Source organism: Dyadobacter sp. OTU695, assembly GCF_038440355.1.
GTDB lineage: Bacteria > Bacteroidota > Bacteroidia > Cytophagales > Spirosomataceae > Dyadobacter.
This window is the reverse complement of the sequence record NZ_JASATN010000011.1, coordinates 38869-59897: the sequence shown is the minus strand read 5'-3', so window position 1 is coordinate 59897 and position 21029 is coordinate 38869. Positions and strand designations below refer to the sequence as shown.

General features: G+C 48.7%; 15 protein-coding genes. 4 read left to right on the top strand and 11 right to left on the bottom strand.

Annotated elements, in window-relative coordinates:
* Positions 1-11: 11 nt before the first annotated feature.
* Together AAHB90_RS19900 and AAHB90_RS19895 are read right to left on the bottom strand one after the other, a co-directional pair.
* Entirely contained in the window at positions 12-2456 is a 2445-nt protein-coding gene (locus AAHB90_RS19900; RefSeq protein WP_342086954.1) for an outer membrane beta-barrel family protein, read from the bottom strand.
* Positions 2457-2704: 248 nt separating this feature from the next.
* Positions 2705-3052 (bottom strand): DUF6249 domain-containing protein, encoded by a 348-nt coding sequence (locus tag AAHB90_RS19895; protein WP_342086953.1) that lies wholly within the window; start codon positions 3050-3052, stop codon positions 2705-2707.
* Between the two features lie 161 nt (positions 3053-3213).
* On the opposite strand from AAHB90_RS19895, the gene AAHB90_RS19890 reads away from it, so the two are divergent.
* Positions 3214-3765 carry an RNA polymerase sigma factor gene (locus AAHB90_RS19890; RefSeq protein ID WP_342086952.1) on the top strand — a complete coding sequence of 184 codons (552 nt, stop codon included), beginning with the start codon at positions 3214-3216 and terminating at the stop codon, positions 3763-3765.
* A gap of 10 nt (positions 3766-3775) precedes the next feature.
* On the top strand, positions 3776-4273 hold the full coding sequence (locus AAHB90_RS19885) for a hypothetical protein (protein ID WP_342086951.1): 498 nt from the start codon (positions 3776-3778) through the stop codon (positions 4271-4273).
* 37 nt (positions 4274-4310) lie between these two features.
* On the opposite strand, the gene AAHB90_RS19880 is transcribed toward AAHB90_RS19885, so the two are convergent.
* The 3 genes from AAHB90_RS19880 to AAHB90_RS19870 all read right to left on the bottom strand — a co-directional run bounded on the left by AAHB90_RS19880 (position 4311) and on the right by AAHB90_RS19870 (position 9708).
* A complete protein-coding gene (locus tag AAHB90_RS19880; protein WP_342086950.1) occupies positions 4311-4682 on the bottom strand; it encodes a hypothetical protein in 372 nt (123 codons plus the stop codon).
* Between the two features lie 149 nt (positions 4683-4831).
* Positions 4832-7207, bottom strand: a complete 2376-nt coding sequence (locus AAHB90_RS19875) for an ABC transporter permease (protein ID WP_342086949.1) — start codon at positions 7205-7207, stop codon at positions 4832-4834.
* Positions 7208-7293: 86 nt separating this feature from the next.
* Positions 7294-9708 carry an ABC transporter permease gene (locus AAHB90_RS19870; RefSeq protein WP_342086948.1) on the bottom strand — a complete coding sequence of 805 codons (2415 nt, stop codon included), beginning with the start codon at positions 9706-9708 and terminating at the stop codon, positions 7294-7296.
* Between the two features lie 44 nt (positions 9709-9752).
* Between AAHB90_RS19870 and AAHB90_RS19865 the strand changes: the two genes are divergently transcribed.
* Both AAHB90_RS19865 and AAHB90_RS19860 read left to right on the top strand, forming a co-directional pair.
* Positions 9753-9968: a hypothetical protein gene (locus tag AAHB90_RS19865; RefSeq protein WP_342086947.1), complete on the top strand. Its 216-nt coding sequence runs from the start codon at positions 9753-9755 to the stop codon at positions 9966-9968.
* Positions 9965-10243 carry a type II toxin-antitoxin system VapC family toxin gene (locus AAHB90_RS19860; RefSeq protein WP_342086946.1) on the top strand — a complete coding sequence of 93 codons (279 nt, stop codon included), beginning with the start codon at positions 9965-9967 and terminating at the stop codon, positions 10241-10243. Before AAHB90_RS19865 ends, AAHB90_RS19860 begins: the two co-directional genes overlap by 4 nt.
* Before the next feature lie 7 nt (positions 10244-10250).
* On the opposite strand, the gene AAHB90_RS19855 is transcribed toward AAHB90_RS19860, so the two are convergent.
* The 6 genes from AAHB90_RS19855 to AAHB90_RS19830 all read right to left on the bottom strand — a co-directional run bounded on the left by AAHB90_RS19855 (position 10251) and on the right by AAHB90_RS19830 (position 20981).
* Positions 10251-12665 carry an ABC transporter permease gene (locus AAHB90_RS19855; protein WP_342086945.1) on the bottom strand — a complete coding sequence of 805 codons (2415 nt, stop codon included), beginning with the start codon at positions 12663-12665 and terminating at the stop codon, positions 10251-10253.
* A gap of 120 nt (positions 12666-12785) precedes the next feature.
* On the bottom strand, positions 12786-15242 hold the full coding sequence (locus tag AAHB90_RS19850) for an ABC transporter permease (RefSeq protein ID WP_342086944.1): 2457 nt from the start codon (positions 15240-15242) through the stop codon (positions 12786-12788).
* A 157-nt stretch (positions 15243-15399) separates the two neighbouring features.
* Complete coding sequence (locus AAHB90_RS19845) at positions 15400-15765, bottom strand: DUF5615 family PIN-like protein (RefSeq protein ID WP_342086943.1); 366 nt, start codon at positions 15763-15765, stop codon at positions 15400-15402.
* Complete coding sequence (locus AAHB90_RS19840; RefSeq protein ID WP_342086942.1) at positions 15762-15989, bottom strand: DUF433 domain-containing protein; 228 nt, start codon at positions 15987-15989, stop codon at positions 15762-15764. Before AAHB90_RS19840 ends, AAHB90_RS19845 begins: the two co-directional genes overlap by 4 nt.
* 51 nt (positions 15990-16040) lie before the next feature.
* Positions 16041-18422 (bottom strand): ABC transporter permease, encoded by a 2382-nt coding sequence (locus AAHB90_RS19835; protein WP_342086941.1) that lies wholly within the window; start codon positions 18420-18422, stop codon positions 16041-16043.
* Positions 18423-18599: 177 nt separating this feature from the next.
* Positions 18600-20981, bottom strand: coding sequence for an ABC transporter permease (locus AAHB90_RS19830; RefSeq protein ID WP_342086940.1), 2382 nt, complete (start codon positions 20979-20981; stop codon positions 18600-18602).
* Positions 20982-21029: the final 48 nt, after the last annotated feature.

Here is a 21029-nt window from a genome sequence, read left to right as displayed (position 1 = left end):
GGCATTTGCTGTTAGTTTCCTCCATTCTGCACATCGTCGTTCCGAATGCCTCTTTTATTCTTTTTAATGCCGTCTTTCAATTTCCCAAACTTGTAGTTCAGGCTGAAATTGAATGACCGGAAGTACTGCCAACGGTCGGTGAATTGATCGAAATCCGGGCCGAAGGTCACATTATGGTACCTTCTGAATTTCGTAAAGGGATTACTCACAGCAGCTGAAAGTGAAAGCTTGTCCTTTATCACATCCTTATTCACGCTGAATGAAGTGCTTTGAATCGAATTCGTGGTGCCTTGCAGGTTGACACCCGGTCCGTTCGCATTGAAGTTCGCATTCACGCGCCAGTCCTTCGGCAGCTTATAGCCTGTCGAAACCGACAACTGGTACATTACCCCGCTGTTAGTGATTTCAACGCCATTCACAATGCCCGTCACCTTACCATGCGCGATGCGGAAATTAGTGCTGAAATTCCATTTTTTTGTGAATGGGTAATTCGCATTCAGGTTACCGCTGATGAGTCGTGCACGGCCAGTATTGCCGTAGGAAGTGCGTGTGATCTGCGTTTCGGGATTGTAAACAGCGATCGGGAAGATCAGGTCTTTGAAATGCGTATATCCTATCCCGAAATTGATGTTTCCCTTTTTCGCCTTGTTGAAGCTCAATTGCAAATCGTTCACATACGCAGGCCGGAGGTCAGGGTTACCGGTCCGTTCGTAGCTCGGGTTGGAACGGTCGACGAATGGGTTGAGTTGCCAGATACCCGGGCGCTGAATGCGCTGAGTGTACCCGAAGTTGATCCCCGCATTGTTTTTAAGCTTCCGGTTAATCGACACAGAAGGGATAAGGTTAAAGTAATTCTGCTTCACTTTTGAATCGGTCGAGATAAAATCGGCGTCGATGATCGTCTGCTCCACACGTGCGCCCGCCTTCACACCCCAGTTTTTGAAATTGTATTGATACGTGTTGTAAGCGCCGAAAACCTTCTGGGTATTGTTGTATTTGTTGCTCATCGCGGCATCCGTGTCGTAAGAATTGGTCTCCGGGTTGAAAATCGCGTATTTAAAATCGCTTTTATTATCACGCATAATGCCCTTCAAACCCGCTTCAATATTCAGTTTTTTGACCGGGTACACCAGGTCCACCTGGAATGTCTGTTCCGAAAAGCTCTGGTCGTTGATTTGCCGGTAATTTGGGCGGTCGTAATTAATGCGGTCGGCGATAAGGAGGTTGCCGGTCTGCTTGTTATCGTAGCCATAATACCGGTACGAGAAAGTCAGCAGGCGGTTCTTGTCCGCTTTGAAACCCTTCTGGTAATTTACCGCTGCGTCGCGTCCGTTGCCTCGATCGGAATTATCGTTCGTTACATTATAGCGTTGCAGGATTTCATCACCGGCATTCAGCAGCGACGATTGATAGCCATTCGAGCGGTTCCGTCCGCCATTCACATTCAGTTGCGCGCTCAGCAGGTTCAGCGTATCGGCTTCGTAAGTGATCTCGTAGCCTATGTAGCCGTTCTTGTTGTTGCTCTCATTCCAGCCGCGCTGGTCGAGTTCCGTGGGATTAGTGCCGGTCGTGGTACGGTTCGAGATCGTCTGGGTAGAAGGGTTTTTATACTGATTCAAACCCGCATTCAGCGACATTCCGATCTTCCCGAGCTGGGCCGAGAGCGAGCCACCAACTCCCGGTCCGCCCGTCGGGAAGCGTTCACTGACATTGAGCGTACCATTATAACCATTATCGATTTTTTTGTTGGTAATGATGTTGATAATCCCCGCCAGGCCTTCCGCATCATACTTCGCAGGCGGCGTGGTGATCACCTCGATGCGCACGATAGACGACGCCGGCATGCTGCGCAGCACATCTTTATAGCTCCGTTCCACCATGCTCGACGGTTTTCCGTTGATCAGGATCTTGAAATCGGAATTGCCTTTGAGAAAGATATTATCCTCGGCATCGAGCGACAGGTACGGCACCTTCCGCATCATTTCGAGCACGCTGTAAACCTTGCTTTCCGGATCGGCTTCGAGATCGTAACTGATCCGGTCTACCTCCTGTTTGACGATCGGTTTCAATGCCGTAACCGTCACCTCTTTAAGCCCTACCGCCTGCGAGCTGATCATGATATTGCCCAAATCGACATGCTTACGCGTGCTATCCGTCAGATCTACGTCTATTGTCTTGTTTTTATACCCCACCCCAACCAGTACCAGCGCGTACTTCATGGGTTTTAGGTTTTGAAAAGCAAAAGAACCGTCGGCTTTGGAAAAATCGGCTTTCACGGCGGTGGTTTTGTCTTTCATCAGGTTAACGGTAATGAAATCCAGCACCTTACCGCTAGCGGAATCGGCAATAATGCCTTTGATACTCCCTCCTGTGGGAACAACTTGCGCGAACGAATCCTGGCAGCAAATCAACCCCGGGATCAGTATGGACATGAGTAGTTGGAATAATGTTTTCATGGATAAAATTTTCATGGCTAATAGATTTTTGAATGGGCATAGGAATTCCCGCAAGAGATTTGGGCTCTTTCGGACGATGATCAATATATCAATAAATTAAATATAAATATTATATTGATATACCAATACAGACTAACCTAAATTTGACATTACAAATGTATTGGAAGGTACTTTGCGATGCAAGGTACTAGGCCTGATTTTTCGAATTAAGTGATGGACGGCGAATAACGCAGTTGACCGGCAGCCCCTTAATGCCTTTCCGATGGTTGGGACCTGTTCAAATATCTTTCAACGAGAAAATTCAGGATGAGACTGGTACCCCCAAAAAGGAATACCATAGCCAGGTAAGCCGTTCCTTTACTGAAATCATAGGTTTTATCCAGCCAATTACCCATCAGTATGCCGAGCGCTATACCCACGAAGAGCATACCGAATTTCAGCGTCGGGTAGTAGGATTGGTTCTTGTCCGTGAAAATCGAAGCGTCGGCGCCCTTCTCGATTAACGCTATACGTTCACGGTGGCGCGTCATCAGGAACACATAGACAATCCCGAAAATGCCCAAAAAAGCTGCAACAGAAACAAGTACGCCGTTCATGACTAAAAGATGGTTAAATTTCGAATGTTACCCATTGGACAGCGGCGGGGTATTTCCGGTTACAGTTTTACTCCAAAAAAAATTTCACAAAAAATATCGCCCCGACATTGTAACCGACCTTACCGCAATGCAGTCTAATCAGCAGGCGAGCCACCGAATGCATGAAAAACCAAGACGACCGGGTCCATATTGAGAATGTAAAGCAGGGCAACCTGGCCTCGTATACTTATCTGGTCGACAAGTATAAAAACATGGCATTCACCATTGCAGTGAAGATCCTCTCGAATGCGCAGGACGCGGAGGATGCGGCGCAGGAGAGCTTTGTGAAGGCTTATATGCAAATCGCCAGCTTCGAAGGTAAGTCCAAATTTTCTACCTGGCTTTACACTATCGTTTACCGAACGGCAGTTTCTAAATTACAGCAGCCCCGCCTCGCATTGCAAAGTATTGATGATGAATTGGAAGAAAATTACCATTACGAACACAGCCCACCGCCGCTTGAAAGCTTGCAGGCCCGTGAACGTGAGCAGTTTGTGAAGGAGGCGATCAACCGCCTGCCCAAAATGGAAGCGCTGATCATCACCTTATATTATCTGAATGAAAGCCCTATCGAAGAAATTGAACAGATAACCGGTCTTTCGAACAGTAATGTGAAAGTAAAGCTGTTCAGGGCCAGAAAGGTCTTGGGCAAAGAATTGCAATTTTTGTTATAATGCGGGAATTATGAAGCCGATAGAGGACAAACAGGAAGAGCATTTCAAAAAACTGATCCGGGAAACGGGGGGTGACATACCTTCGGACGCATTCACGCGGGCGGTTATGCTGCACCTACGCGAGGAAGCGGCATTCCACGCCTTGGTGCAGCAAAATGCTGTTGACCTAGCCCCCAAGGCATTCAGCGGGGAGGTGATGGCGCAAATTCAGGCGAGCCGGAAGGTCGTCGCACCAAAACCCGTCATATCACGCCCAACCTGGTACTGGATCGCCGCTGCCTGGGCGGCATTGATTATCGCTTGTTTTTTTCTGCCCGGTAACGAGCCGCAGTCCGAATTTTCCGACAAGCTGAATGGGCTGATGATATCGAATCAGGTTTTCAACCAAAAATTCTCCACCATTCCACAGCCCGTTATACTTACGGTCATCGGGCTGTCGGGTCTTATATTGCTTGACTATTTTCTGCGAAACAAATGGATATTGCTCAATAAAACGGCCAGATCCTGAGACCTGGCCGTTCGTTGATGGCTATCTTTTCAATCGGTTACCCTCTGCGGTTGTAACGGTTTTCAAACCGGTGCTGATAGGCGAACAGGCGCTGGCGTTGCACGGGGGTCAGTACAGACAGGATTTCCTTTTGTTTCTCCTCTTCGAGTCTCTTCATGCCCTGATAGGTATGGTATCTCTGGTTTTTGCCAATCAGGCGATCATATCTGTTTTCGATTTTTTTGATCTGATTTTCCTGTTTGCGGCTAAGCTTCACAATTTCGTCCAGCTTGTTAATTTTGAACTCCTCGGCAGCATTGTCGGCGCGGGCGTCGATTACGGCAGGATTGGGTCTGTTATATCGCTGAGCGAAAGAGTTTCCGGCTGAGAAAGTAACGATTGCAGCGATGGCGAAAATGATCTTTTTCATGGTTTCCAGTATTTAAATTGTTTGTTTATGTCTTTTAGAGGCATATTTCCCCCCTAAGTTTAACGCACTGGAAACGCAATCTGCGAAATGTCACTGCTGGTAGATAGTCCTTGGGTTTTAATCGACGAATGGGATAGTAACTGAAAGCATCATTCACTCCGTAACGATTTTACCGGGTTCATAAGCGCCGCCTTGATCGCCTGGAAACTGACGGTTAGCAACGTAATGGCTACGGCCAGCAACGCTGCCACAACGAATACCACCCAGCTCAGTTTAATGTGATATTCATATTTATCCAGCCAGTCGCTCAGAAAATAGAGTGCGATCGGCGAGGCGATGACGCAGGAGATTACGACCAGGTAGACAAACTCTTTGGAAAGCATCGCCCACATCTGCGCGACACTGGCGCCTAACGCTTTGCGGATACCAATTTCCTTCGTACGCTGCTCGGCCGTGTAAGCTGCCAGTCCAAATAGCCCAAGACAGGAAATAAACACCGCCAGCACGGCAAATACCCGGGCCAGTTTCCCGATCCGCTCCTCAGCCCGGAATTTGGCGTCGTATTCCTCATCGGCAAACTTGAATTCAAACGGCGAATCCGGATCGTGCTTGCGGAAAACTGCTTCTACCTTCTTCAAAGCCTTGTCTACCGGCGTTCCCGGTGTGAGTTTCACGTTGACCAGGTTAGCCCATTCGTAGTTCAGCATGAAGATAGTCGGTACCGCCGGTTCGTAGGGCGACTGCATCACCATATCCTTGATCACGCCCACAACCTGCCGCGGTTTGCCATTGTAACGGATCGTTTTGCCGATGATATTTTTCAGGCCCGTGAGCTTCACGGCCGATTCATTAAGGACAAAAGCGGCCGTATCCGTTGAGAAATCCCTGGAAAAGTCGCGGCCGTCGATGATTTTCCAACCGATCGTTTTACCAAAATCGTGCGTACAGGCAATGGTACCGAACAGCGGCACTGAGCCTGGTTCCAACCCCTCCCATTCGAACCCGATCTGATTGGAATAAATACCCGTGGTAGGACTCGACGATTCGCTCATTTCGTATACACTTCCTGTTTTAAGGAGATCGTCACGCAACGGATCGTATTTGCCCCACAAATTGGGAGAAATATTAATCTGCAAAAGCCCCTGACGGTCGTAACCAACCGGCCTGTCCTTCGCGTGCTGGATTTGCTGGAATACGATGATCGTCCCGATGATGAGGGTAATCGATACCGTGAACTGCAACACAACCATTACTTTCCGCGGCACTCCCGAGTATTTCCCGACTTTGAAGGTTCCTTTCAAAACCGATAACGGGTTGAACGACGACAGGTAAAATGCCGGGTAACTGCCTGCCACCAGGCCTGTAAACAATGCAAAGACGATCAGCGTCAACCAGAACTGCCAATAGAAGAACGGAAACTTCACATGTTTGCCGGCGAGGTCGTTGAATGCGGGTAGCGAAACGAGTACGATCAGGATCGCGAGCACCAGCGCGAACATCACCACCAGGAACGATTCGCTCAGAAACTGGAATACCAGCTGGCTTTTAAGCGAACCGATCGACTTCCGGATACCTACTTCCTTGGCCCGTTTCTCTGAGCGAGCCGTGCTCAGGTTCATAAAATTAATGCAGGCCAAAAGCAATACAAATGCGCCGATAATACCGAAAAGCCAAACAAACTGGATGCGCCCTCCGACATTCTGCCCGTCCTTGAAATCCGAATACAGGTGCCAGCGGCTCATTGGATGGAGCATGTATTGCGGCTTATCGGTTTTGGAGAATGCATGCGGCATTTCCACATCGCGGATTTTGCGGGAAACCGTTGCGATCTCCGCGTGGTCGGCCACCTGAGCAAACCATTGGAAAGAGTGGTTACCCCACTGTGTTTGTGCCTCCTTCACCCAGCCCTCTGCTTGCAGGTAGTCGTTCCAGGGCAGGATCAGGTACAGCTCATTGAAACTCGAATTGAAGGGAACATCCTCATAAACGCCCGTCACTTTCACATCCTTTTTGATATCGAGTTTGAGCGTCTTGTTCAGAGGATCCACTTCTCCGAAAAGTGCTTTCGCCAACGACTCGCAGATCACGACCGATCCAGGGTTTTTCAATGCGCTGTAATCGCCCCGGATCATTTTCAGGCCCAGCATTTCCGGAAAAGATGGCTGCGCCCACATGCCCGTCTTATTAATCTTCTTATCGCCATTGGCCAGCAAATGGCCGAAATTCCAGGATGCCAGCGCAGTATGTTTGAAGTCTGCCGGATACTTGGTGGCCATTTCGGTGACGGACGGAATGGAAACCGCGGTACCCGTCCCGGTTTCGCCATTGAAGGTCTGGCTGATCCACGCCTGCACCACGCGGTCATAGTTTTTGTGGTATTTGTTATAGGACAGTTCATCCCACACCCACAGCCCGATCAGCATGGTGACCGCTATACCTACTGCCAGTCCGACGATATTAATCAGAGAATAAACTTTGTTTTTAAGAAGGTTTCGGAGTGCGATTACGAGATAATTCTTGATCATGGCCAGGTCAGATGGAATGAGCGTTTAGTATGCATTTCGCGAAAGATGTAAAAACCAGTCCGCCGGTTGCATCTGTAATCAGTTGATTATTCACTTCTTAATGCTTTTACCGGATTAGTCATCGCAGCCTTGACGCTCTGAAAGCTGATGGTAACCAGCGCTATCAGTACCGCGGCTACACCCGCCACGGCAAAAAGCCACCAGCTGATGCTCACCTTATAGCTGAAATCCTGCAACCATTCATTCATAAAATACCAGGCAATAGGCGACGCAATGACCAATGCTATGACTACCAGTTTGATAAAATCGACTGAAAACAGTCCAAAAATGTTCATCACCGACGCTCCGATGGCTTTACGGATGCCCATCTCTTTCGTACGCGATTCGACCATAAACGCTACCACGCCATACAAGCCGAGGCACCCGATAAAAATGGCGATGAAACTCAGTATTTTGAAGAGCGAGAAGAACTTAGCTTCCTTTTCATAAAAACTATCCAGTGTCTGGTCGTAGAAAGTGTATTTAAACAAATAATCCGGGAAAGCCTCCGCCCATACCTTTTCGATCCGGTTGATCTGTTCCAATCCGGCGTTTTTATCCAGCTTTACACTTAATGTACGGTAGTTGTCACGCATGGTCGTCATGACGCACGGGATAATTTCCTGGTGAAGCGAGTACGTATTGAAATTTTTCACGACACCCACTACCGGGAGCTTCACATTTCCCCCGCCGATCGTTAGCCGCTTACCTATAATTTCTTCGGGCTTTTTAAAGCCCAGTTTTTGGGCAAATGCTTCATTCACGATATACTCGCGGATCGTGTCCGCTGACAAATACATTCTTCCCGCGGCCATTTTCAGTCCGAAAGTATTGAAGTATGCAGTATCGGCCGGGCGCATTACGACGGTAAAATCGAGGTCTTCCGCGTCGTTTTCATATCTGAATCCGGTTTGCCAATTGCTTCTCGACATCGGTGTAAATGCACTGTATGCAATGGATTTTACGCCGGGGATCGCGCTCACCTGTTGCCGCAGCGCTTCCAGCTTCCCTTCCGGCTGTTCAGGTATAGCGATCGTCACGATCTCGTCCTTCTCAAAGCCCAGGTCGAGCGTACTGAAATACTTCATCTGGCTATATGCGATCAGCGTCCCGATGAGGATTACCTGCGAAATCGAAAATTGGAGCACAATCAGGCCTCTGCGCAAATTAGACTGACTACTTCCGGCCGTGCGCATTTTTCCTTTCAACGCTAACACCGGTTGATAGCCGGAGACAATCAATGCGGGGTAAAAACCGGCGAGAAAAGTGGTAACAACCGTCAACACCACACAGCAAAGCAAAATAGCCGGATCCTTGAAAAACACCACATTCAGCGTCTGGATATTGAGAATACCCGCAATGTAAGGCAGCAGCAGCTGCGCAGAAATCAATGCCAGGATCACCGAAAATACGGTAATGATCCCTGTTTCAGAGAAATACTGGCGTAGCAACTGTCCGCGGGTACTGCCGAGCACTTTTCGCACACCCACCTCACGCGAGCGGCGCAATGCCTGTGCGGTGGCGAGGTTCACAAAGTTCACGCAAGCGGTGATCAGGATAAAAACCCCGACCAGCGACATGGCCCAGATCATCCCCTTGCTGATCGAGCGGTTGGCGTAATTACCCGTCTTTGTGGCAAAATGAATGTCCTTTACCGGCTGCAAAACGAATTTTACCTTTTCAGCGTCCTTCGGTTTTCTGTATTTTTTATTGAATGCCAATAGCTGTTTTTCAAACTGTGCCTCACTTACATTTTTGGGCAACATCAGATACACCTGACCACCTCCGTAGGTCGAAACCCAATCGTCCCAGTTCGTAAACGCGCCAAATTCCTTCAATGAGGCGAAGGAGAGCATTGTTGTGAACGGCAGGTTGGTCGTGGCAGGCGGGTCGGCCACGATGCCGGTCACGACGAAATCCATTTGGTTCCTTACTCTTATACTCTTACCAATCGGGTCCGCGTCCCCGAAATACCTTAGCGCCTGGCCTTCCGTCAGAACCACCGAGCCAGGATTTTTAAGTGCTTGTGAAGGCGAGCCTTTCAGCCATTTATAATCGAACATCCGGAAATACTCGGGGCCGATGAATGCGATATTGTAGCCGGGATCCGAAAATTTCTTCTTTTCAGTGCCCTGGGTAACCGTGATCAGCGTCTCACGCAGGCCGTAGGTACACGTGACGTGCTCGCGGATCTCGGGATAGTCATTGCGTAGCGCGGCCAGGGCCGGAAGCGGAATCCCTGCACTGAACCCCTTCTCGCCATCCTCGATGCTATGATTGAGCAGCCGGTAAAGCCGCTCGGCATTCTTGTGATGGGCATCGAAACTCAGCTCATACCGCACGGTAAAAAAGATGAGCAGGCAACAAGCAAGGCTCAATGTAAGGCCTGTAATGTTGATTAATGTAAAATTCCAGTTACGCCGAAGGTTCCTGAATGAGGTCGTCAGATAGTTTTTGATCATGGCATCTTATTTTCTATTTTTGAATACAATCAAATGATATGGCTATGTTGACGTCGGTTAGCGGAGTTTATGAAGACGGGAAAATCACTTTAGACGAAATTCCTGCGATCCAAAAAAGATCAAAGATTGTCGTAACGTTCCTGGAAGAAATGGAAGAACCGATCCGCCCGAGACGCCAACTAGGCGGCCTCAAAGGAAAGGTCGGAACTCCCGATGACTTTAATGCTCCCTTGGATGACCTAAACGACTATATGCTTTGATTAAATACCTTCTGGATACACAAATTGCCATCTGGTCACTGGAAGACAACTCCCTTCTCAAACCCCAGGTCCGCAATATTCTTGAAAACCCAACCAACACGCTACTTATCAGCCCGATAAGCCTGATCGAAATATCGATCAAACTTAAACTTGGAAAACTCCCCCAGTTCAAGGTGAGCATAGAGGAAGCCACCCGACAACTTCTGAACAAATACCGATCATCTCATCCGACGAAAAATTCGAACGCTATCAACCGATCGTTCAGGTCCTCCTAAATTGACTCTATTCACTCCTCAGCGACTTCACCGGGTTCATCAGGGCTGCTTTGATACTTTGGAAACTAACCGTTGCCACCGCGACGAGCACCGCCGCCGCTCCCACTCCGACAAATACCAGCGGACTGATTTCAATGCGGTAGGGATAGTTATCCAACCATAGCTGCATGAAATACCAGGCGGCCGGTGTGGCAATCAGGATCGCGATAAGGACCAGTTTTACGAAATCCCTGGATAGTACGAAGACAAGGCTTGCGATGCTCGCACCAAGTACTTTCCGGACGCCGATTTCCTTCGTGCGTTGCTCCATGACGATTAATGCCACCGCGAATAGCCCCAGACACGATAATATCACCGCAACGGCGGACGCAAGACCGAAAATCTGGGAAAGCCGTTCTTCCTCTTTGTACCAGTTATTAGTGTTTTCATCGAGAAATGAGCCGATAAATTCCGACTCCGGCGTAATCTCCTTCCAGACCGTTTTCAGCTTCTCCATCGACGACGCCAGGGCTTGTGGCCTAACCCGCACAAAAATATAGCCGATACCCTCCGTATGAGACAGGTACATCGTGATAGGCTTTTTGTCTGTTTTGGACGAATACAGGTTAAAATCAGGTACCACGCCGATGATCTGATGTTTTATACCGGCAGTGTCGGTCTGGAAGAACTTGCCAACGGGATTTTTTTCGCCGATGGCTTTGGCCATGCTTTCGGTAATGATAACCCTTCCCATCGAGTCGGTCGGATAGGCGGGATTGAACTCCCGTCCGTCGATCAGCTTGATGTTGAGCGTTTTGAGATAGTCATAGCTGATATGCAGCCAGTCGGTTTCTACTTCTCGCTCTTTGAATGTGAAGCCGATGGAGCTGCGCGAGGTACTCCGGTCACGACCTGTTCCCAGGTTCACACCCGAACCGGTAATGCTTACGATGTTGGGATCGTCGGCAAGGCGGTTACGCATTCTGCGCAATGCAGTCTGGCCATTCACCTTGTTCCCAACCGGAATACTGATCACTTCCTCTTTCTTAAAACCCAGCGGCTGCTTGCGAAGATGATCCACTTGCTGTACTGCAATGATCGTACAGCAAATCAGCAGGCTCGATAACGCAAACTGTGCGACGATGAGCGAGTTTCTTAATATCCCCGGCTTTTTCAGAGACACTTTACCTTTCAGTACCTCCACGGCATTAAACTTCGACATTTGCAATGCGGGATAACCACCCGCCAACAACGTCACAAACAAAAACAACCCGATCAGCAATGCGATCTTATCAGGCTCGAAAATGTATTCCAAAGTGAGTTTGGACCTGAAAGCTGTGTTGAATGCCGGCAATAAAAGTATTGCAAGCACGATACCGGTCAAAAAACCCAGAAAGCAAATCACGCCGGCTTCACCCCAGATCTGAAAGAACAGCTGTTGTTTCAGCGCCCCAAGCGACTTACGCACACCCACCTCACGGGCGCGGATAAATGAGCGGGCGACATTAAGATTGATAAAGTTGATGCAGGCGATCAGCAGAATAAACAGGCCGATACCCATTAACGCGTAGATCAGCGATCCTTCCTTACCGCCCGAGATCTCCCGGTTAAAGTGGATGTCTTCGAGTTTTTGAAGCCTGAGCGCATACAAATCCCCTCTTTCGTCCGGTTTGGCGCCTTTCTTTTTAAGTTTTGTAATCGTTTCCGCAAAGTACTTGGCGGTAAAGGGTTTCAGTTTTCTTTCAAATGCAAGCTTGTCCACTCCGGGTTTCAGTTTCAGGAAAATATTGTGAGAAAATGCGTCCCACTGATCCTTTTGATGCTGATACCCGCCAACATTCTCGCTGCGTATGAAGGCGTCGAATTGCAGCGATGAGTTCTCCGGAAAGTCTGCGAGAACCGCGCTAACTACATACTCCTTCTTGTTTTCCTGTAATCCCAGCTGAATGTGCTTGCCCATCGGGTCTTCTTTCCCAAAGACGGCTTTTGCCATATGTTCCGTGATCACAATGCTGCTCAGGTCCTGCAAGGCCGTTTGTGCATTGCCCTGGATGAACGGAAATGAAAAGATCCTGAAAAAATCCGGCTCGGTAAACTTGATGTTCTTGTCGAGATATTTCCCTTTATACTCCACCACATCCGACCCGTTGACGATCCTGGCAACGGCCTCAATGTCGGGATATTCGGCCTTCAATGCGGGCGTGATCGGAAACGGCATCGAGGCCGTGCGATCTACGCGCTCCGGGTCATTCGAAAAGAAATAGGGCTCGTAAATCCGGTCTTTGTCTGCGTGAAAATCATCGTACGACAGCGCAAAGTAGGCCGTCAGAAATAGAAAAACACTGACGCAAAAAGCGACAGCCAATCCGACGATGTTGATAAAAGCATAACCCTTGCTCTTCCAAAGGTTGCGCAATGCGATTTTGATATAGTTTTGAAACATAAGAAGGTGTGTTTGGAAGAATAAGGAGGAGAGGGAGGAAGGAGGAAAGGGAGGAGGGACTGGAACTGGGAAAATCCCTTTCCTCACCTTCTTCCCTTTCCTCCCCTTTCTCCTTATTCCCTATTCCGTTTTCAACGATTTCACAGGGTTCGTAATAGCTGCTTTGATAGCCTGGGTGCTTACAGTAAGCAATGCGATGATCACCGCCAATGCACCTGCCCCGGCGAACATCCACCATTGCAGGCTGATTTTATAGGCAAAATCGTCCAGCCAACGGTTCATGAGATACCAGGTAAGCGGGGTGGCTATGACGATGGAAATGACCACGAGTTTCACGAAATCACCTGATAACAGCCCCACAATATTAGCCACCGAGGCCCCAAGCACTTTTCGCACCCCAATTTCCTTGATACGCTGCTGGGCGGCAAAGGCAGCCAGGCCAAATAATCCGAGGCAGGAAATGAGAATTGAAATAATGGTAAAGGCATTGACCAGCCTCGAAGTCCGTGTATCGGCTGCATAGTTCTTCTGAAAATCCTCATCCAGAAATGTGTATGCAAAAGGCTCGCCGGGCACGAGGGACTTCCATTTACTTTCTATGAATGGGAGCGCGGCCGTCACATCTTTTCCGTCGATATGCGCGATCAGGTAGTTATAACTCGGATCCATGTTCAGGAAAAAAGCGTAAGGTTCGATGACTTTATGTAAATCCTGAAAATGGAAATCCTGGACAACCCCTACCACCTCTACCGATCCTGGCGTATCGCCACCGTTGTTGAACAGGAACTTTTGGCCAATCGCCTTGTTCAGCGGCACATTGAATTTCCTGAGTGTAGCCTCGTTAACTACTATTTTGTAATTCGTATCAGCCGGAAATTCCTTTGAGAACATACGTCCGACCACCGGCTTGAAACCCATCGTTTCCATAAAATCCGGCGCTACCCAATTGGTTTTGATTATGTTATCGTCATTCACCGTCTGCCCCGGCAAATAAACCGACATATCACTCGGATTGAGAATACCCGGATAATAGGCCGTCCCCGACGCAGCCGTGATCCTGCTATCCCGCAAAAGTTCGTTTTTCAATGCAGCGTAAGCATGCCGCGCTTCCTCGCTCCGGAAAGGAATTACAATCTGCTGGTCTTTTGTAAAGCCGAGCGGCTGATTTTTCATGAAACGGATCTGGCCCTGAATAACGATCGTAGCTACTACCAAACCAATCGAAATCACGAACTGGAACACCACCAGGCCGCGGCGCAATGTAGTAGCGGATACCGAATTCACAAACCGCCCCTTGATCACGTCCAGCGGATTAAACACCGACAAATAGAACGCCGGGTAGCTTCCTGCCAGCAAGCCGGTGATCAATGCCAGCAACACAAATCCGCCGACAATTTTCGGTTGCAGAAGCTCATGCACATCCAGCGACTTGTCGGCAAGCTGGTTAAAGAATGGCAACAATATCACTACAAGCGCCATGGCGATCGCGAGGCCAAGAAATGTAAGAACCATGGATTCGCCCAGAAACTGGCCAACCAGGCTGCCCTTGCCCGCGCCCATCACCTTACGCATACCTACCTCAGCCGCCCGTTTCGCGGAGCGCGCGGTGGCGAGGTTCATGAAATTGATGCAGGCGATCAGCAACGTAAATACGGCGATGCATGCCAGAACATACAGATAGGTTGAGCTCGTGGTAGCTGACACAATGCGGTCGATCTGGCTGAAAAGATGAATATCCCTGACAGCCAGTAAGACTAGTTTCTTATCATACCCCGCGATTTTAAGGTCTTTGCGCGCATATTTCTCAATGAAGGCAGGCAGTTTCGCCTCGAAAGCCGCCGCATCCGTACCTGGCCTGAGGCGCAGGTAGTGGTAAAACATGTTGTTGTTTGTGAAATTGAGGTCGGGCTGCCGCAGGTAATCGCCTATCCAGCCAACCTGGAAGGATACAAAATAATGAGCGTCTATGTGCGACCGGGTACTTTCGTCTCGAAATACGCCCGTGACTTTGAAGTTCTCGTTATGCCCCGTCTTTCCGCCTACTTTCACGGTGCGGTTCAATGCAGGTTCGTTACCAAAAAGCTTATGGGCAAGAACATCGGAGAGCACGATCGAATGCGGATCGTCAAGCGCCGTCCGGTGGTCGCCTTCCAGGAATTGATAGGTAAAAACGTCAAAAAACGTCGAATCGACGTGTGTGCCTTTGGTTTCGTAGAATGACAGCGGGTCTTTTCCGGGCTGCTCCACCGTCAGTAGTGCCTTATCTTCCAAGAAATTCTGCCAGAGGCGCGTGGCCTGCACCACTTCCGGATATTCGGCTTTCAGCGCATGCGCGTAAGGCGCCGGCGCGCGCGGGTTATCCATTTTCTCCCCATTCGGCTGCACATTCTCAGAGCGCACCAGGTACAAATCGTTGACATGCTCCTGATGCTTATCGAACGAAACCTCGCTCAGAATGTAAAGCAGCAGGAGCATGCAACAGGTCATCCCGACCGAGAGGCCGAAGACGTTGATAACAGAGAACATCTTGCTTTTCAAGACATTTCTCCAAGCAATTTTCAGATAGTTTTTGATCATGGCTGGGCTACGGATTGCATTCCGGGATTTTGGAATGAATAATTGTACCAACCAGCTATTATTAAATCAATTAGCTCATAATCAATTAAATAAACTCCAATATAACAACAAAGAGTGTCCGAAACTGGACACTCTTGTTCGATATTGTAAATATGGACTAATTCAGTGGCAGCAACCTGATTTTTGATTTCTGATCAAACAACGTTATCAAACATCCCGATCTCAAAAAGTCGCCATAATCATGGAAGCATTTCAATACCGTTGGCCCGATGGCCTCAGGTAAAAGATTATGACTGCGAATCTGGAAAACACTGAGTGCTTTGGCATTTGTTGCGGCAAGAATCGCTCCAAAGTCAAGATCGTGAGTAAATACTATAAAACCATTCTGTTTGGCATACTCGAAAATTACTTTATCAGGATCGGTAGCTTTGCCAATTTGAGACCAGTGCCTCGACACGAACGCATTTTCTGAGAAGTATTGCACCCAAACTGGCGACAAGTTCATATCGATCAGTATCTTCATGCAGCTTGAAAAGGAATCTCAATCTCGTCCGCACGCCAGGCGGCATAGGCCAGTGCTTCACTGATATCTTCAACTTCGAGATACGGATAAAATTCCAGCACTTCATCGAAGCTTTTGCCCGAAGCAATCAACCCCACAATCGCCCCGACTGTTACCCGCATTCCTCTGATGCAAGGTTTCCCGCCCATGACATTCGGATCAAAAGTGATTCTATTAAGTTCCATAGGTCATTTTTTCTTAAAGTTAAGCAATATCCAGCAATCCATTAACTCCCGCTATTCACTCCTTAAACTCTTCACCGGATCCGCCAATGCGGCTTTGATTCCCTGGAACCCGACGGTCAAAATTGTGAGCAGCAATGCTCCCAGCGCAACCAGCACAAAAATGTACCAGGGCAAGTTAACATGGTATTCAAAGCTCGCGAGATATTTGACCACAAAAGTGTAAGCCAGCGGCAGCCCCGCCAACATGGCGATAATAAGGAGGATAACAAAGTCGCGGGAGAGCAGCACGGCAATCCCCTGCACACTGGCGCCAAGCACCTTACGGATACCAATTTCTTTTGTGCGCTTGCTCGCAGCGAGCGATACAAGGCCGAAAATGCCTGCCAATGCGATTACTACTGCCAATAGCGTCACAAAATTGACCATTTTCCAAATCCCGTCGAGGTCATTATACTGCCGGCTAAGCTCCTCCTGCATGTAAAAATACTGGAACGGGCGCCTGGAAGGTATTTTCTTCATCGCCTTTTCGAGGCCGGCTAAGACCCCTTTCGCCTGGGAAATGTCGGCAAATTTCAATGTAAGGTAACTGTTCAGGCTTGGTGGGCCGTCGTACCAGTGCAACAATGGTTCGATACGCTCTTTCAAGGGGCCGTAATGAAAGTCCTTCATCACTCCCACCACCGTGTAAACCTCCGCATTGTTACCCTGCCGGAGCCTTTTCCCAACAGCGCTCTTCCAGCCGAACGCCTTGCGGGCCGCCTCGTTGATTACTACCGGATGCTGATCACCATTCCGGTCGAGTTCCTCCGAAAAATCCCTCCCTTCCACCATCCGGATATCATAGGTGCCGGTGTAATTTGTACTTGTGCCGACATGGCGCAAGCGGATATTTTTCTGATCTTCTCCCTCAGGCGTATATACATTATAGTTGCTCCAATAGCGTGTCGGAACAATGCCCGAAATAGCAATACTTTCGATTTTTGAATTTTGTTTTAACCCATTAAGAATAGGAACAAACTGCCGGACAGCCGCATTCTCGTCTTTGTATTGCAGATCCGATGATACTACAACAACATTCTCTCCTTTGAAACCCGTATCTGCCTGCCGCATGAAGTTGATCTGCCACCGAACCGCTATCGCCCCTATTACCAGCACAATGGCGATCACCAGCTGAACCACAATCAGCGTTCCCTGCGCCCAGTTTCCCGATCCGGGGTTGCCCGCCAGCTTTCCTTTCAGGGTATCCCGTAAGTCAAGCCTGTGCAGGTAGGCCGCTGGAATGGTACCTGCCACGAACGTAATGAGGCCGATGATTCCCATCAAAGTAAGAAACGTAGCCGAATCCTGCTGCCAGTTGACTACCAATTGCATCCTTCCCTCCCTGAATTCGTTGAACTGCGGTACCAGATACAATATCCCGAACACGACAGCGATCAGCAGCGAACCCACCAAAACCAGCGCCGATTCAGTCCAGAATTGTGCCAGCACTTGTCCGAGCGTCGAGCCGGTTACCTTCCGTACGGCCACTTCTTTTACGCGGGTGAACGACATTGCGGTGTTCAGATTGACCATATTAATACTGATAATCAATACAATAAACACGGCAATAGTCAGCGCACCGTAAATCATCCACCGAAAGTTGGGATTCTCGTAATGGATATATTCTGCAAGCGGCGCAATGCGGATCTGCCTCTTCTGCCCCTCTGCATGGAAGTGGCTTTTGACAAAAGCAGGGAATTGAGCTTCCAGCTTAGCCACATCCGTATCCTTCCGCAGTTTGAGATAGACGGAGGTGAAAGTATTGTACCAGTCGGCATTGGATGCAAAGTTCTTATTGTCTTCAAGATTGGATATGGGAAGCAGTACTTCAAACTGGATGGACGAATTCGCCGGGACCGGTTCGAGCACGCCTGTTACCGTGAAAGACATGGAATCCTCCACTGTCACGGTCTCACCGACCGGGTTAATGTCTCCGAAAAGCGCTTCGGCAGTCTGGTCGCTTAATACAATCGATTGCTTTCGCTTCAAGGCGGCAGTGGCATTTCCGTATTTCAATTGGAAGGAAAAAACATCGAAAAAAGTACTGTCGACATATTTCGTCCGCCTTTGCAGATCTTTACTCTTCCGGTTCAGCCACACATCATTCCACCCTTGCACATGCGTACCGGTTTCGATCTCCGGAAAGGTTTTAACCATTTGGCCCAGAATCGGGTAAACGGTCTGGTTATAACGCGAGGTAGCATCAGCCGTCTGCACAAAATAGATCTGGTCGTTGTCTTTGTGGAAGGTATCGAACGTGATACCTCTCTGGATAAAAAGAATCAGAACCCCCGCACTGGCCAATCCCAGCGAAAGCCCCAGCACATTGATCACAGTAAACAGCCGGTTTTTCCACAGTGTACGGAAAGCGATTTTGAAGTAGTTTTTCAGCATTTGGAAAAGGATTTGGGGAAAGGGAGGAGAGGGAGGAAGGAGGAAAGGGACGAAGGAGGAAAGGGACGAAGGAGGAAAGGGACGAAGGAGGAAAGGGACGAAGGAGGAAAGGGAGGATGTATATTTCCTACATCCCCTTCCTCCCTTTCATCCCCTTCTTCCCTTTCCCCTCTCCATCTACTCCGTTCTCAAAGATTTAACAGGATTCAGCATTGCAGCCCGGATACTTTGGTAGCTTACCGTGAGCACCGCGATCGCAATGGCTAACACGGCTGCCACGGCGAAATACGACCATGACATGGGGATGCGGTAAGGAAAATCCTGCAACCACATATTGGCGCCATAATAGGAAATCGGCAAAGCGATGATGATCGAGATGATGACGAGTTTGACAAAATCCATCGAAAGCAACGTAGTAATGCTGGCGACGGACGCGCCCAGAACTTTACGGATGCCAATTTCCTTAACCCGCATTTCGGCATTGAATGTGGCCAGGCCAAACAGGCCGATGCAGGAAACAAAAATCGACAATACCGCAGCGAGCGTGATCATCTGCTTCCACTTCGCCTCGGATTCGTAACGCTTCAGGTTTGCTTCATCTTCGAATTTGTATTCAAAAGGCAGGGTTTTGATATGGCTCCGGAAAATTTTCTCAATGGCCTTGATCGTCGCCGGAACATCCTTGCTATCGAGCTTCGCGAAGATGGTGCCGAGCCGATAGTTCGGGTCCTGGGTCAGTACCAACGGACTGATGGTATCTTTTAAAGACGCGTAGTGATAATCACGAATCACGCCGATGATCTTCATTTTTTTATTCTTCCATTCAAAATTCACCTCCTGCCCGATCGGATTTTTCAGTCCTGCGCGCTTCACGAATGCCTCGTTAACCACAATAGCTTCCTCAGGATCAGTAGAAAAGCTCTTGGAGAAATTCCGCCCTTTCAGCACCGGTATTTGCAATGTGCTCAGGAATTCATCGCTCACACCAATGTAGCCGAAGCCGATCTCATGCCCGTCGATTTTGGCACCGGTACTGTTATAGTTGCCATTGAATGCCGCCACAGAGGCTACCCCGGCCGTGTTCCTCAATTCGTTTTGAACAACCCCCATTACTTCCTTGTCCGGACGACCACGGCCCAAATTAAAACTCATCAGGTTTTCGTCGTTATAACCCAGGTCTTTGTTAGTCAGATATTTGAATTGAGAATAAATCACAATGGTGCCAATGACGAGGCACACCGACAATGCGAACTGGAAGATGACAAGTCCTTTCGTCAGATAGTTCTTCTGTGTCAGCTTCGTGCGGTTGTAAAGCGTCTGGACCGGGCTGAAACCCGAAAGTACCAGCGCAGGATACATGCCCGCCACAAGGCTCGTCATGAAAAACAATGTGACATAACCGGACACCAGGCCGGTATCGAGCAAGTACGAAAGTGCCAGTCGTTTGTTGGCAAGCTCATTGAAAACCGGCAAGGCTATTTGCGTAAAAACAACCGCCAGGGCAAATGCGAGGAACGAAAGCAAAAATGATTCGCCCAGAAACTGGTAAATCAGCTGTTTCCGCAAGCCGCCCACCACTTTCCGTACGCCGATCTCCTTCGCCCGGTTAAGGGAACGCGCCACGGTGAGGTTTACAAAATTGATGCAGGCTATCAGCAAAATAAAAATGGCGATACCCGACAATATGTATGAATAGATGGGACTACTGGCGTGGTCCAGGCCATTACGCAGGTCGCCGTTGTTACTTTGTAAATGTATATCGAGAAAAGGCATCAGGCCGAAGACGAACTGGTTTTGATCCTTCTCCTTACCAGGCTCGACAATTGTTTTGCTTTTCGAAACCTGGTTCATCTTATTCACTACCGCATGATAATCAGCCTTTTCATGCAGCAAAATGAAAGTATTCATATAAAAACCCATCCATTCGCTATCTGTCCAGCCCTTTGCTTCCTGATATGCGAAAGGCAACACGGCATCGAACTGAACAGATGAATTTTCAGGACAGCGCTTCGCTACCCCTGACACTATAAACGGTTCAAATTCATCCCCGATTTTCAGGTTCATCGTCTGCCCCACCGCATTCTTTGAGCCAAAATATTTTTCAGCAAGATCCTCGCTCAGAACGATAGAGTGAATATCCGACAGCACCGTCTTGGGATCGCCGGAAAGCAATGGCATCGAGAAAACGGAGAAAAAAGGTGCGTCCGCAAACAGTACATCCTCTTTCAGTACCTCATTACCTTTTTTAATAACAAAAGAATTGCTCTGAGCCCGGATCACCTCTTTGATCTCCGGAATGTCCTGCTTGAATGTCGGCCCGTGGATCGCATTTGTGCTTCCGAATGTGCGGGTTTCGTGCTCGTCCGAGTGGGTGACCATTATCCGGTACAATTGGTCCCTGTTCTTCTGAAAGCGGTCGAAACTCACCTCGTCCTTGGTATAGAGGACAATGAGCATACAGCAGGTAAGCCCGAGAGATAATCCTGCAATGTTAATCACCGAGAAAACCTTGTTTCTCGTCAGATTTCGGACAGCGATTTTAAAATAGTTTCTTAGCATGGCTCTATTTATTAGGAGAAAAGGGAGAAAAGGGAGGAAAGGTAGGAA